Origin of the sequence: Bifidobacterium imperatoris (assembly GCF_002860405.1) — a bacterium.
In the GTDB taxonomy this organism is placed as follows: domain Bacteria; phylum Actinomycetota; class Actinomycetes; order Actinomycetales; family Bifidobacteriaceae; genus Bifidobacterium; species Bifidobacterium imperatoris.
The window spans coordinates 99,202-112,479 of sequence record NZ_NMWV01000005.1; the positions used below are offsets into that span (position 1 = coordinate 99,202).

Sequence of the window (13,278 nt, forward strand, 5' to 3'; positions counted from 1 at the left end):
AAATCTTCCACGGTGTGGTTTTGGAAAATGGCGGAATTTCAAGCTTTTTGGATTGTTGCCAAGTTCGCTAATACCACACCGTGGAGGAATTGCCACACGGAGGAGAAAAGAAATACGCATCAAGATAATTGAGTCATGGCCGTTTGCCGGCATGCGCGTTGTATCGCCGACGCTCTCCGCGACGTGCGTTAACGCGCAACTTTGGGTCGACTAAAGCACAGAATTGTTTTTGCGGCGTGCCGATTAATGGCACCTGTAAGGCGGAAGCTACATTATTTGCAAAGGCCCGCTGACCGGCTTCATTCTTCAAGTCTTCTGCGAACACCTCAATTACAATCCAACCCAAAGCGCGAAGCTCTCGACGTTTTCTTTGATCCCTTACATACTGATTTCGGAAGCGTCTATGGTGATCGCCGTCATATTCAATAGCGACTTTTCGATCCGGGTAAGCCATGTCAACAATGTATGTGTTGCCTTGGGGGTTGGTGATGCTGTAATGCATGACCGGATTCGACAGACCAAAGCGCAACAGTGCGAGGCGGGCGCGTGTCTCCTGCACGGAGTCAGACTGTTGCATGAGTTTTAGGGCTTCTTCACAACGCTTTCTTCCTGTAACACGGTGAAAGGCCGTGAGCTTGTAGCGAAAGCTGTCGATGGAGTAACCGAATCGTCTGATTATTGCTTCGCCGAGAACTACGAGTTCAGTGAGACTAAGGTGTTGAGCGTACTGAATCCACGTATCTATGGGATGCATGCAGACTAAGCCGTTGGGAAAAGCATATGTTTCATAAGGCTGACTCCAGGTCTGGTAGCTTACGTTGCGGATACTGGACCGGTGCTGTTGTTTGCGTACCGTGATGTAGAAATCGCTGCTGGGAAGTTTGCAATGGGCCGGTCGTTCAATGGCGTATAACTCCAGGGCTGTGTGCAAGGAGAAACAGAATGGCTGTTCTGTTCTTATACGTGTGATTAAGTTCTTACAAGCATAGGCCTTAGCTGCAGCTTGCTCGGCAAGATTGCGCCTTACATAATCGTTGATTTCCCCATTGTGAATATATGCGTCGTTGCTCATGCGAGCAGGATAGCGGAGTGGCATGTGTGGGAAGCGTGAAATAGAAAAATGTGGATAACTATCGGTGTTTATCGGGCGATTATCGGCGTGTTGTAATTCGGTTATCCACATTGAATGCTTGTGACGATATCGGCCCTAACGCTCCAACTATTCCACCACGGTGTGGTAATTCTCCCACGGTGTGGCAACCTGCACACGGTGTGGTTTTGGAAAATGGCGGAATTTCAGGCTTTTTGGATTGTTGTCAAGTTCGCTAATGCCACATCGTGGAAGAATTGCCACATCGTGGAGGAATTGCCACATCGTGGAGGAATTGCCACACCGTGGAGGAATTGCCACACAGTGGGAGGATTGGTACATGAGTAATAACGCTGTATAGCTAATGCGAATAGCGCCAGTGGCATGTGCTGCTGGCGCTTTCGTTATTCTGGCCCCAGTTCATTTGATAATGAGGGGGATTCTTATGACGTTGGAAATATTGGATTGGCGCGACGGCGATTTGCTGGCCAAGCCGGTGTTTGACAAGCTGAACGCATTAGTGGCGGCTGGGGTGCCGGAGAGCAAGATTCTGGGTGTAACCATCAACACGGATGAGGAATCAGACACGGACCTATGGTGCCCGAAGTATGGTATTCCATTCGCCATCACCGGCAACGTCGTGGTGGTGCACACGCATAAGACCCGTAAAGCGCCGCCTGAGTTCGCGGCAGCATTTGTAACGGCTGATACGCGCGCCGATTTGAACGGTGTGGTCAAGCACACGTTGGAGGTGTCCAAGGTGAGCTTCGCTCCAATCGATGCCGCGGTGGAGGCCACTGGTATGGAATCCGGTGGCATGTCGCCGATTGGTTTGCCGGATGGCTGGCCGCTGTTGGTCGATCAGCACATTCTTTCGATTCCGAAGCTGTACCTGGGTTCCGGTATCCGCCCATCCAAGCTTGTAGTGGACGGCTCGATTTTCGCTGATATTCCCGGTGTGCAGTTCGTCTCTGCGCTTGGCAAGCCGCGCGGCTGAGATAAAGAGAAGATAGTCACACTATAGCTATGGTGAATTGCATAGCGTTTGTCACAGTATCGATGTGAACGTTCACGATTATTGACGTTGCACGTGCTGACGAATTTTGTCTCACATTATGAACGCCATTCGTCCGATGGGTGTTATTTCGGTAACACAATGCGGTTATACTGACCGCTTATGTCAGAGAAACAAGAAGAAACGCGCCCTGTGACACCGCTGGTGCCGGGCAATGAACCTGCAGGACGACCGCTGGTCGAACTGACTCATGTGGAGAAGCACTTCGGCGATCTCCATGTCCTGAAAGACATCAATCTCACTGTGACCAAGGGTGAGGTGCTTGTGGTGGTCGGACCTTCCGGCTCCGGTAAGTCCACGATGTGCCGCACCATCAACCGTCTGGAAACCATTGATTCCGGCGATATTCGTATCGACGGCAAGCCGTTGCCTCAGGAAGGCAAGGAGCTCGCCAGCCTGCGCGCTGAAGTGGGCATGGTGTTCCAGTCCTTCAACCTGTTTGCCAACAAGACGATTCTTGAGAATGTGACCCTTGCCCCAATCAAGGTGCGTCACATGGATAAGAAGGAAGCCGAGCGCCTTGCTATGGACCTGCTCGACCGCGTTGGCGTGGCCAGCCAGGCCAACAAGATGCCGTCTCAACTGTCCGGTGGTCAGCAGCAGCGTGTGGCCATCGCCCGTGCACTCGCCATGCGTCCGAAGGTGATGCTGTTCGACGAGCCGACCTCCGCACTCGACCCGGAAATGGTGAACGAAGTGCTTGACGTTATGGTCGAGCTCGCTCACGAAGGCATGACGATGATCTGCGTGACCCACGAGATGGGCTTTGCCCGCAAGGCCGCCGACCGTATCGTGTTCATGGCCAACGGCCAGATCTTGGAGGAAAACACTCCGGACGAGTTCTTCGAACATCCGAAGACCGACCGTGCCAAGGACTTCCTCTCGAAGATTCTCACCCACTGAAAGAGGGTGCACGCATGACATTGAGCAAACGATTCAAGCGCACAGCCGGGCGCATTATCGCGGCTGCCTGCGCTTTGGCCTGCACCATGTCCTTGGCGGCATGCGGGCAGGACGAAGCCGGCAAAATCCGCATCGGCATCAAATTCGACCAGCCGGGTCTGGGCTTCAAGAAGTCCGGCACGTATGTGGGCTTCGACGTGGACGTGGCCAAATACATCGCTAAAAAGCTCGGCTACTCCGAGGATGAGATCATCTGGAAGGAAGCCCCTTCCAAGCAGCGTGAAGCCATGCTGCAAAACGGCGACGTGGATATGATTCTCGCCACCTACTCCATTACGGACGAGCGTAAGAAGGCCGTCTCCTTCGCGGGCCCATACTTTGTGGCCGGCCAGGATCTTTTGGTGCGCAAGGACGATCAGTCCATCAACGGCCCGGAAGATTTGAATGGTAAGCGCCTATGCTCCGTGACCGGTTCCACCTCGGCGGCAACCGTCAAGGAGAAGTTCGCTTCCGAAGTGCAGCTTATGGAACAGCCCGGCTACGCCGAATGCGCTACTGCACTGTTCTCCGGCATTGTGGACGCTGTGACCACCGATGACATCATTCTCGCAGGTCTCGCCTCCGCTTCCCGTGGCAAGCTGCGTGTGGTCGGCAAGCCGTTCACTCAGGAATACTATGGCGTGGGCATCAAGAAGGGCGATACGCAATTCGCCACCAAGATCAACAACGCCATCGTGGACATGATTCAGGACGGTTCATGGGAGAACGCCATCAGCGACAACACCAAGGGCACCAATTACACGCCTGACGTGCGCTACAACCCGCCCACTCCGGATGAGGGGGAGATCAACTGATGAACGGATTCCTGGAACTATTCTCCCAGTATGATGTGCTGGGCGCCTTCCTGGTCAACATCGAACTGACCTTGTGGAGCGCGCTGTTCTCCCTGATCCTCGGCGTCATCCTCGTAGTGATGCGCATCTCGCCGATTTCTTCGCTGCGAGCTGTGGCTGGTGCCTATGTGGAACTGTTCAAGAACCTGCCGTTGACCATCATCATGGTGTTCATGGTGCTCGGCGCTTACGCTCAGTTGAAGCTCAGCTTCTCCGACACCTTCGCCACGAACTTCTTCTGGCTGGCCGTAACCGGTTTGAGCCTCTACACCGCAGCGTTCGTGTGCGAATCCTTGCGCTCCGGCATCAACACCGTGCCGCTTGGCCAAGCCGAAGCCGCACGCGCGCTGGGCTTGGGCTTCATGCAGTCCGCCACCGAAATCATTCTGCCGCAGGCCTTCCGCGGTTCCGTAGCGCCGCTCGGCAACACGCTGATTGCATTGCTGAAGAACTCCACCGTGGCCGCAGCAGCATCGGTTTCCACTGAAACTTCATCGCTGATGAGCCAGATGATTGAATTCCGTCCGGATGTGATTATCCAGATCTTCCTGATCTTCGCATTCGGCTATGTGATTCTGATCATTCCGATTGGCATGCTCACCACGTACCTGTCTAACAAGCTCGCTGTGAGGAGGTGACATCATGGCAGATACTTCGAATTCCGTATTGTTCGACGCTCCTGGTCCCAAGGGCCGCCGCACCATCCGCATTGTCAACTGGCTGGCCGGTTTCGCGTTCGCCGTGGTGCTCGTCCTGATTCTGATGCGCTTGCACAATCCGCCGGACGGTGAAAATCAGCTGAGCTGGGAGCTGTGGAAACCCGCACTCGAGCGAGAAGCATGGACCGATTTCTACCTGCCTGGCCTGTGGATGACCATCAAGGCCACCGTACTCGCAGTGATTGGTGCTGTGGCATTCGGTCTGGTGTTCGGCGTCGGCCGACTGCTGCCGAACCCTCTGCTGCGCGGTGTTTCCGCGGTTATCGTCGAGTTCTGCCGTGCTGTGCCGGTGCTGTTGCTCATGATTTTCTTCTGGCGCTGGTTCGCTTTCGCCGGCCTGCCCAGCCCCTCCTACTGGGCTGTGGTGCTGGCCTTGGTGCTCTATAACGGTTCCGTGGTTGCCGAGCTGGTGCGCTCCGGCGTTGGCAATCTGCCGGGCGGTCAGCGTGAGGCTTCTCTTGCCTTGGGTCTGACTGAAACCCAGTCGCTGATGGAAATTGAAGTGCCGCAGGCCGTCTACGCCATGCTGCCGGCAGCTGTCACTCAGCTGGTCGTGGTGCTGAAGGATACCGCATTGGGTTCCATCATCATGTACACCGATCTGCTACAGGAATCTCGCCGACTTGGCTCGATGTACTTCAATATTCTGCAGACGCTGGTCATGGCTGCGGTGGTTTACTTCATCGCCTGCTGGCTGCTCTCCAGGCTTGCCGAATGGCTGCCTGAGCGTATGCAGCAGCGTACAGCAGCGCCGGCCGAACCTGAGCCGGTCGCGCCGATTGCTGCTGGTGACGCTTCCAACGTGAACCAGATTGCAGTGGCCAAGGAAGTCGAAGAGCTGCCGCTGGGCGGTACGCCGCGTAAGTACCACGTACACCACCGTGGCACCAACGCTTCGATTCGCAACTGGCGTAGGACCAAGTATGAGCAGGGCTATGACGTGACTCATCCGGAGTCGGAAGCCAAGCGTGAGCGTGAGAACGGCAAGCCGGCAAGTCCCAAGACCAATGATCCGAAGCTATCCTCGAACGAGCATGAGCAATCCGATCACGGTACCGTGTTCAAGCACGGCAACGACATCGGCAAAGGTCATGTGAAATTCGGAGGCAAGCCGAAGATCTGATTGGCTGCTCCTCGCTAATCCGTGGCTAAGGTGGCACGAAGAGTTCACCGAGTGTTCTACCGAGCCTGAAGCTACGTAGCCAAACGGAGGATAGGTTGGAACGTATGAAGACGTTCCGGAACCTATCCTCCGTTTTTGCTATCGCCGTATGTCTGCCGCTGGCATTGGCAGCGGCACCCGTTACCGCGCAAGCTGACCAGTTGCCTAATCCTGATTGGGTCGCCCTGCTTTCCGACTATGAGAAAAACTATTGGCAGGCTCCTGTGGATGCCGAACATGGCGGCAAAGTGCTGGATGCCAAAACCATGAAGCTTGATGAAGATTTGGCGGTCGAAATCAATCATTTGGGTGCTGAGAATGCCGATAAGAACGGACTGACGGCCCAGCGTAAACGCGCGCTGATCGACTCGGATCTATACGGCGAGGAGACGCTGCCGGATGCGCTCGGCCCCGTGCTCGGCCGATACATGCGCGAAGGATTCAAACAAGGCAAACTGAATCAGATTTCTGACCTGTTCAAATTCAATGTGGCCTCCACCTTCCAATCCAAGCGCGCGGCCATGCACCCGAGGCCGTATTTGGACCGTTCGCAAAGCACGTTGGGCGGCACCAATGATTTGGCTGGTCTACCGTCCACGCTTGATATCAAAGAATCACCATCATGGCTGGAGCATATTCCCGGTTACTCCACGTTGCAAAAGAACAGCTCCTACCCGTCCGGGCATACGACAGGCGCATATTCGTGGGGTATAGCACTCGCCGGCATATTGCCGGAGCTTGCGCCACAAATCATGGCGCGTACTTCGGAAGCCGGCAACAATCGCATCGTGCTCGGCGTGCATTATCCGCTTGACATCATGGGCGGCCGCATTGGCGCTTCGGCACAAAACGGCCAGTATTGGCATAACGAGTTCGCCTCTTCGATTGTGCCCGCGGCCCGCCAGCTGCGCGATTATCTAACCGAACGCTGCAAAGCCGACCATCATGGCGATACGCTCACCGAATGCATCTCCAATGTGAAAGCCAACTCAACGGCCGGTTATACCAATGATTTCCTGGATCCTGTGGCTACCGAGCCGGTGAAAGATCAAGCTTCGGCGGTACGTGTCTACACCGCACGTATGACCTACACTTTCCCGCAAGTCAAAGCACAGGCCGGCGCTGAGTTCAAAGCTCCTCGAGGTGCAGCAGACGTGCTGCGGCTCGCTTACCCACAGCTGCATGTCGATCAGCGCAATGCGATTTTGAAAGCCACTGCAATTGATTCAGGCTATCCGTTATGGGAGTCTTCAGAGGGCTGGCAGCGCATCAACTGGGCCAAAGCGTTATGTGCGCGAGTGACGCTCAACACGAACGGTGATGTGGTCAAAGTGGAAACCGCGGATCAGGTAGCTCTTTCCGGTCCGAGTGTGATCAGCGCGCAATATGCGGATAAAGGCAATCATCCAGCCTCCGATGTGGCGGCAGGGCAGAACAGCACTGAAGCGGCCGGACCGGACCTCGCTGTGCTGCATGCCGCTCAACAGCCGGCGTTGACTGCGGTGATTGTAGGCACAGTGGCGGCTCTGCTCGTTGGTTTTCTGCTCCGCGTACGCCGTAAGCGGTAATAGTCGATTACTCGATGAAATGCAGTATGCGGACGTACAATCAAAGGCATGGTCAAGGAAGACAAGAAATCAGGCAAGTCCGTTAAAGCCGGCAAGCAAGGCAAGCAGATTGATAAAGCGCTCAAACTTGCCGAAGACCGGATCGGCATGATCGAGGAAAGCGCCACGTTGGCGGAACGAATGGCGAACGCAGCCAAAGCCAGCGAATTATTGAGCGCGGTATGGTCACTGCCGCCTGCACAACGATTGCTATTCCATCACGGTGTGAATGTGACCGATATCGACGGTGACTCCACGCCGGGATTCGATGGCGACAAATTCGACGGCGAACGATTCATTGATTTGAGCTCTTCCGAAATCGCCCGTTACCAACGTCTGATGTACGCCAATGGTGTCAAAGGCTCGCCGCGCAGACTGCTCATCGTGCTGCAAGGCATGGATGCATCCGGCAAAGGCGGCATTGTGCGCCATGTGTTCCGGCAAGGCGACCCAATGGGCATTCACTACCACGGTTTCGGCAAGCCCACCGAAGAGGAATTGAATCACGGATTCCTCTGGCGTGTGGAGCGTGAGCTGCCTCAACCGGGCTGGATTGGCATATTCGACCGGTCCCACTATGAAGACATCGTGATGCCGCATGTCTATGGCACATATCCGGAAGACGTATGGCGAGCCCGATACGACATGATTAACGAATTCGAACGGGATTTAGCGGTTTCCGGTTGCGCGATTCTCAAAATATTCCTGGTGGTGAGCCGAGAAGAGCAGAAGCAACATTTCTTGGGCCGTTTGACCGACCCAACGAAATACTGGAAATTCGACGTTTCCGATGTGAATGCTCGTGAACGCTGGGATGATTACATGGCCGCGTGGCAGGAAGTATTCGAGAAGACCAGCACTCCGGCAGCGCCCTGGTATCTGGTGCCTGCGGATAATCGCTGGTATTCAAGAGCTGTGGTATCCGAACTGTTGCGCACCACGTTGAAGAATATGAACATGACTTGGCCGCCGCTTGAGCCCGGAGTAAATCCAGAAGACGTACGCCGGCAGCTAGACTAGAGGATTATGACTGACGAGAAGGAACAAGCATACGGCTCTTTGGGGCGTTTGGCGCCTGAATGGGATGGCGACGAGCGCGAACGTAACCTTACCGCCGATGATATTTACGAGCGGTTCTTCGGCTGGGTGACAGATGTTAAAGGCATCGAACCGTGGCCGCATCAGGAGGAGGCCATTATGGACCTCCTTGCCGGAGACCATGTGATTTTGAATACACCGACCGGTTCCGGCAAATCCCTGGTGGCGCTTGGCATGCATTTTGCCGCTTTGTGCACGGGCCGTCGTTCGTATTACACGGCTCCCATTAAGGCGCTGGTTTCGGAGAAGTTCTTCGATCTGGTTGAGGTGTTTGGCCGTGACAATGTGGGCATGATTACCGGCGACAGCCACATCAATGCGGATGCGCCGATTATCTGCTGCACCGCTGAAATTCTGGCCAATCAGGCGTTGCGTGAAGGCACGCACGCCGATGTGGGGCTCGTAGCGATGGATGAATTCCATTACTACGGTGACCCGGAGCGTGGCTGGGCATGGCAAGTGCCGCTTTTGACGCTGCCGCAAACCCAGTTCCTGCTGATGAGCGCCACACTCGGCAATGTGGATGCCGTGGCGGATAAGCTCGCTGATTTGAACGACACCCCGGATGTGGATGTGATTGCCGATGCGCCGCGCCCGGTGCCGTTGAGCTACGAATACACGCTCGACCCGCTTGAGAAAACCGTGGAACTCGCCTTCCGCAACGGTGAAACCCCGATTTACGTGGTGCATTTCTCTCAGGATGCCGCTCTGGAAACCGCACAGGCGCTCGCATCCACCGGCGTATCCAGCAAGGAGCAGCGCCAGGCCATTGCGGAAGCCATTAAAGGCGTGAAATTCACGACGGCATTCGGCAAGATTCTGCAACGACTGCTGCGCACCGGCGTGGGCATTCATCATGCCGGCATGTTGCCGCGATACCGCCGACTGGTCGAACAGCTCGCCCAGCAAGGCCTTCTGCCGGTAATCTGCGGCACTGATACGCTTGGTGTGGGCATTAATGTGCCGATTCATTCGGTGGTGCTGACCGCATTGACTAAGTTCGATGGCTCCAAGATGCGCAGGCTCAGGGCCCGTGAATTCCATCAGATTGCAGGACGCGCCGGCCGTATGGGCTTCGATACAGAGGGTCTGGTTATTGCCGAGGCGCCCGAATATGAGATCGAAAACCAGAAGGCCATCGCCAAGGCTGGGGGAGACCCGAAGAAACTCAAGAAGATCAAGCGCAAGAAGGCACCCGAAGGTTTTGTGACGTGGAATGAGAACACGTTCAACAAACTCATTGACGCCGAGCCGGAAACCTTGGTGCCGCATCTGAAGATCACGCATTCGATGGTTTTGAACGAAGTGGCACAAGGTGGCGATGCGCGAGCCCGCGTGGAAGACCTCATCGACGACAGTGCACAGACACCGGAGCAGAAGGAGCATCTGCACCAGCGTGCCGACGAGATTTTCCAAACCCTGTTCGACACCGAGGTGATTGAAACCGAAGACCGCTCGGATGGTGGCAAGGATTATTACATGACCTTGGATATGCCGGACGACTTCGCGCTCGACCAGCCGCTTTCGCCATTCCTGCTCGCTGCGTTGGAACTTCTGGACCCCGAGTCCGAGACCTATGCGCTGGACGTGATTTCAATGGCCGAAGCCACGCTGGAAGACCCGAAGCAGGTATTGCGCGCGCAGGAACGTCAGGCTCGAGACAAGGCGCTCGCAGACATGAAGGCGGATGGTCTCGATTACGACGAACGCATGGATAAGCTGCAGGAAATCACGTATCCGAAGCCGCTGGAAGACATGCTTGAATCCGCGTTCGACCAGTACCGTCACGATGTGCCGTGGGCGAACGATTATTATCTGAGCCCGAAATCGGTGGTGCGAGACATGGTGGAAACCGCATCCGACTTCACCGGGTACATCGCGCGTTACAACATTGCCCGTTCGGAAGGCACGCTGTTGCGCTATCTTTCCGATGCATACCGTACGCTTGCTCGCACGGTTCCACCGGAAAAGCGCGACGAACAGTTGAAGGATATTATTTCCTGGCTGCGTGTGCTCGTGCGCTCCATTGATTCCTCGCTGGTGGATGAATGGGAGAATGCGGGTGACAATGCGGACCAGTCCGAGGCGGCTGCATCCCTGGCTGCGCCCGGCAAGAAGAATCAGGTGGTGGAAGATCGCCGTGGCCTGATCGTGCTGGTGAGGAACGCACTGTTCCGCCGTGTACAGCTGATGGATTTGGATGATCCGGACAAGCTCGGTGCCCTTGACAAGGACTGGGGCTATGGCGTGCACGAATGGGAGGATGTGCTCGACGATTACTACGACGAGCACGAGTACGTGGGCATTTCCGCCAACGCCCGCTCGCCGAAACTGTTTATGCTGGACGACAGCCATGAACAGGATGAGCATACGTGGAAGGTTCGCCAGATTATCGATGACTCCGATGGCGATCACGACTGGGCCATCGAAGGCATCGTGGATCTCGACGCCACCCAAGACACCGGCGAAGTGGTTTTCTACGACTACAAGGTCAGTAACTGAGGCCGATTCAATGTCGAACGCATGTTCGAATGCTGGAGTAGTATGCAAGTATGACTGAGAATGATCTGTTTGGAGCGATGGATGCGCCGGAGTCGATGACTCGTCCGCTGGCTGTACGCATGAGGCCGCGCACGATCGACGAGGTCATCGGACAGAAGCATGTGCTGGGGGAGGGCAGCCCCTTGCGTCGCCTCGCCAATCCGGCCAGCCGCGGCAGCCTCACCGCTCCAAGCTCAGTGATTCTCTTCGGGCCTCCGGGCGTTGGCAAAACCACGCTCGCCACTATCGTGGCCGTCCAATCCGGCCGTGTATTCGAGGAACTTTCCGCAGTGACCTCCGGCGTCAAGGACGTGCGCGACGTACTCAATCGAGCACATGAACGGCTGGTGGCCAAAGGCCAAGAAACCGTGCTGTTCATCGATGAGGTGCACCGTTTCTCTAAATCCCAGCAGGATGCTCTACTGCCAGCCGTGGAAAACCGTGATGTAACCTTCATCGGCGCCACCACCGAAAACCCCAGTTTCTCGGTCATCAAACCATTGCTGTCACGTTCGGTGGTGGTCAAACTCGAATCATTGGAGCCCGAACAGCTCACCGAACTGGTGCAACGAGCCCTTACCGATAAGCGCGGTCTCAAGGGCGAAGTCAAAGCCACGGACGAAGCCATTGCGGATATCGTGCGCATGGCCGGAGGAGACGCGCGTAAATCATTAACCATTCTTGAAGCGGCGGCTGGAGCGGTCACCGGAGACGAAGCCCGCAAAAAAGGCGCGCGCAGGCCGATTATCACCCCTGAAGTAGTCGCCAATGTAATGGACACCGCCACCGTGCGTTACGACAAAGATGGTGACGACCATTACGATGTGATTTCCGCATTCATCAAATCCATGCGTGGCAGCGACCCGGATGCGGCTATCCACTATCTTGCCCGTATGCTCAGGGCTGGTGAGGACCCGCGATTCATCGCCCGGCGCATCATGATTGCCGCCAGCGAAGAGGTCGGTATGGCCGCGCCGCAAATCTTGCAAGTCACCGTAGCCGCAGCACAGGCCGTAGCCTTAGTCGGTATGCCGGAAGCGCGCATTATTCTGGCCGAAGCCACCATCGCCGTAGCTACCGCACCAAAATCAAACGCCAGCTATAATGCCATCAATCAGGCGCTTGCCGATGTGGACGCAGGCAAGATTGGTGCTGTTCCGCTGTATCTCAGGAATGCTCCCACCAAGCTGATGAAAGAATGGGGCAATCATGAGGGATACAAGTACGCGCATGATTGGCCTGGTGCGGTGGCTCCGCAGGAATACATGCCCGAAATCCTGCGCGGTACGGAATACTATCATCCCAATGATCGCGGCTATGAGCATGAAGTGAGCCAGAGGCTTGCCAAAATACGTCCTATTCTGCATAGCGAAGGTGAGACCAAGGAGTAGGAGTAGAGTATTACAGAATGGTAAACGCCTGCGGTGTGGTTGGCGGCACAAGATAAGGAGTGTGAACAAAGCATGGCGGTCATTTTCATTGTTGACGACGATCAGGCCATTGGCGAAATGCTCAGTCTGGTGCTGGAAAATGAGGGATTCCAAACAGTCACCTGCATGGATGGTTTGCGTGCTGTGGAAATGTTCCCCACAGTCAAGCCGGATTTGATTCTTCTTGACGTGATGCTTCCCGGCTTGGACGGCACCGAAGTGGCCCGTCGTATTCGTGAGACTTCCAACGTGCCAATCATCATGCTCACCGCAAAGTCGGATACCACTGATGTTGTGGCTGGCCTTGAAGCAGGTGCCGACGATTACGTGCCCAAGCCATTCAAAGTGGCCGAACTACTTGCTCGAATCCGCGCTCGCTTCCGTATTGCGCGCCCCGCAGCAGCCGAGGAATCCGGCTCGTCGGCCAAGGACGCCACTACAAACCATATTGAACGTGGCGGCATCGTAATCGATCGCTTGGAGCATACGGCAACCAAGGACGGCAAGGATCTGGGGTTGACGCCAATGGAGTTCGAGCTGTTGTTCGTGCTCTCCAAAGCCGCAGGGGAGGCCATTAGCCGTTCCACGCTATTGCATGATGTCTGGGGATATGAGAGCTCCGGCGATACCCGTTTGGTGAATGTGCATGTGCAGCGTTTGCGCGCCAAGGTGGAGGACGACCCCGAGAATCCGCAAATCATTCAAACGGTGCGCGGTATTGGCTACAAATACGTGACTCCTGAGAACTGATCGTGACTGA

At 55.6% G+C, this 13,278-nt stretch carries 11 protein-coding genes; 10 read left to right on the forward strand and 1 reads right to left on the reverse strand.

The window, feature by feature from the left end; all coding sequences use genetic code 11:
- Nucleotides 1–133: 133 nt before the first annotated feature.
- Nucleotides 134–1,072 carry an endonuclease domain-containing protein gene (locus Tam1G_RS01640; RefSeq protein WP_033890448.1) on the reverse strand — a complete coding sequence of 313 codons (939 nt, stop codon included), beginning with the start codon at nucleotides 1,070–1,072 and terminating at the stop codon, nucleotides 134–136.
- 463 nt (nucleotides 1,073–1,535) lie between these two features.
- Between Tam1G_RS01640 and Tam1G_RS01645 the strand changes: the two genes are divergently transcribed.
- The 10 genes from Tam1G_RS01645 (at nucleotide 1,536) to mtrA (ending at nucleotide 13,268) form a co-directional block, all read left to right on the forward strand.
- Nucleotides 1,536–2,087, forward strand: a complete 552-nt coding sequence (locus Tam1G_RS01645) for a YbaK/EbsC family protein (protein WP_033890248.1) — start codon at nucleotides 1,536–1,538, stop codon at nucleotides 2,085–2,087.
- A gap of 180 nt (nucleotides 2,088–2,267) precedes the next feature.
- A complete protein-coding gene (locus tag Tam1G_RS01650) occupies nucleotides 2,268–3,068 on the forward strand; it encodes an amino acid ABC transporter ATP-binding protein (RefSeq protein ID WP_033890249.1) in 801 nt (266 codons plus the stop codon).
- A 14-nt stretch (nucleotides 3,069–3,082) separates the two neighbouring features.
- Nucleotides 3,083–3,922, forward strand: a complete 840-nt coding sequence (locus Tam1G_RS01655) for a glutamate ABC transporter substrate-binding protein (protein ID WP_033890251.1) — start codon at nucleotides 3,083–3,085, stop codon at nucleotides 3,920–3,922.
- Nucleotides 3,922–4,599: an amino acid ABC transporter permease gene (locus tag Tam1G_RS01660; protein ID WP_033890253.1), complete on the forward strand. Its 678-nt coding sequence runs from the start codon at nucleotides 3,922–3,924 to the stop codon at nucleotides 4,597–4,599. The genes Tam1G_RS01655 and Tam1G_RS01660 overlap by 1 nt, the downstream gene beginning before the upstream one ends.
- Nucleotides 4,600–4,603: 4 nt before the next feature.
- Nucleotides 4,604–5,803: an amino acid ABC transporter permease gene (locus Tam1G_RS01665; protein WP_237746083.1), complete on the forward strand. Its 1,200-nt coding sequence runs from the start codon at nucleotides 4,604–4,606 to the stop codon at nucleotides 5,801–5,803.
- A gap of 104 nt (nucleotides 5,804–5,907) precedes the next feature.
- Nucleotides 5,908–7,410, forward strand: a complete 1,503-nt coding sequence (locus tag Tam1G_RS01670; RefSeq protein ID WP_033890254.1) for an acid phosphatase — start codon at nucleotides 5,908–5,910, stop codon at nucleotides 7,408–7,410.
- A 48-nt stretch (nucleotides 7,411–7,458) separates the two neighbouring features.
- Nucleotides 7,459–8,469: a PPK2 family polyphosphate kinase gene (locus Tam1G_RS01675; RefSeq protein WP_033890255.1), complete on the forward strand. Its 1,011-nt coding sequence runs from the start codon at nucleotides 7,459–7,461 to the stop codon at nucleotides 8,467–8,469.
- 6 nt (nucleotides 8,470–8,475) lie between these two features.
- Nucleotides 8,476–11,049 (forward strand): DEAD/DEAH box helicase, encoded by a 2,574-nt coding sequence (locus tag Tam1G_RS01680; protein WP_101625229.1) that lies wholly within the window; start codon nucleotides 8,476–8,478, stop codon nucleotides 11,047–11,049.
- A 50-nt stretch (nucleotides 11,050–11,099) separates the two neighbouring features.
- Complete coding sequence (locus Tam1G_RS01685) at nucleotides 11,100–12,479, forward strand: replication-associated recombination protein A (protein ID WP_101625230.1); 1,380 nt, start codon at nucleotides 11,100–11,102, stop codon at nucleotides 12,477–12,479.
- A gap of 72 nt (nucleotides 12,480–12,551) precedes the next feature.
- Nucleotides 12,552–13,268 (forward strand): MtrAB system response regulator MtrA, encoded by a 717-nt coding sequence (gene mtrA / locus Tam1G_RS01690; RefSeq protein ID WP_101625231.1) that lies wholly within the window; start codon nucleotides 12,552–12,554, stop codon nucleotides 13,266–13,268.
- The last annotated feature ends 10 nt before the right edge of the window (nucleotides 13,269–13,278 follow it).

What these genes read in the sequence shown, in the direction of transcription:
- Tam1G_RS01655 (WP_033890251.1), top strand. Translation starts at nt 3,083, where the DNA reads ATGACATTGAGCAAACGATTCAAGCGCACAGCCGGGCGCATTATCGCG.
- Tam1G_RS01645 (WP_033890248.1), top strand. Translation starts at nt 1,536, where the DNA reads ATGACGTTGGAAATATTGGATTGGCGCGACGGCGATTTGCTGGCCAAG.
- Tam1G_RS01680 (WP_101625229.1), top strand. Translation starts at nt 8,476, where the DNA reads ATGACTGACGAGAAGGAACAAGCATACGGCTCTTTGGGGCGTTTGGCG.
- Tam1G_RS01670 (WP_033890254.1), top strand. Translation starts at nt 5,908, where the DNA reads ATGAAGACGTTCCGGAACCTATCCTCCGTTTTTGCTATCGCCGTATGT.
- Tam1G_RS01640 (WP_033890448.1), bottom strand. Translation starts at nt 1,072, where the DNA reads ATGAGCAACGACGCATATATTCACAATGGGGAAATCAACGATTATGTA.
- Tam1G_RS01685 (WP_101625230.1), top strand. Translation starts at nt 11,100, where the DNA reads ATGACTGAGAATGATCTGTTTGGAGCGATGGATGCGCCGGAGTCGATG.
- Tam1G_RS01675 (WP_033890255.1), top strand. Translation starts at nt 7,459, where the DNA reads ATGGTCAAGGAAGACAAGAAATCAGGCAAGTCCGTTAAAGCCGGCAAG.
- Tam1G_RS01665 (WP_237746083.1), top strand. Translation starts at nt 4,604, where the DNA reads ATGGCAGATACTTCGAATTCCGTATTGTTCGACGCTCCTGGTCCCAAG.
- mtrA (WP_101625231.1), top strand. Translation starts at nt 12,552, where the DNA reads ATGGCGGTCATTTTCATTGTTGACGACGATCAGGCCATTGGCGAAATG.
- Tam1G_RS01660 (WP_033890253.1), top strand. Translation starts at nt 3,922, where the DNA reads ATGAACGGATTCCTGGAACTATTCTCCCAGTATGATGTGCTGGGCGCC.
- Tam1G_RS01650 (WP_033890249.1), top strand. Translation starts at nt 2,268, where the DNA reads ATGTCAGAGAAACAAGAAGAAACGCGCCCTGTGACACCGCTGGTGCCG.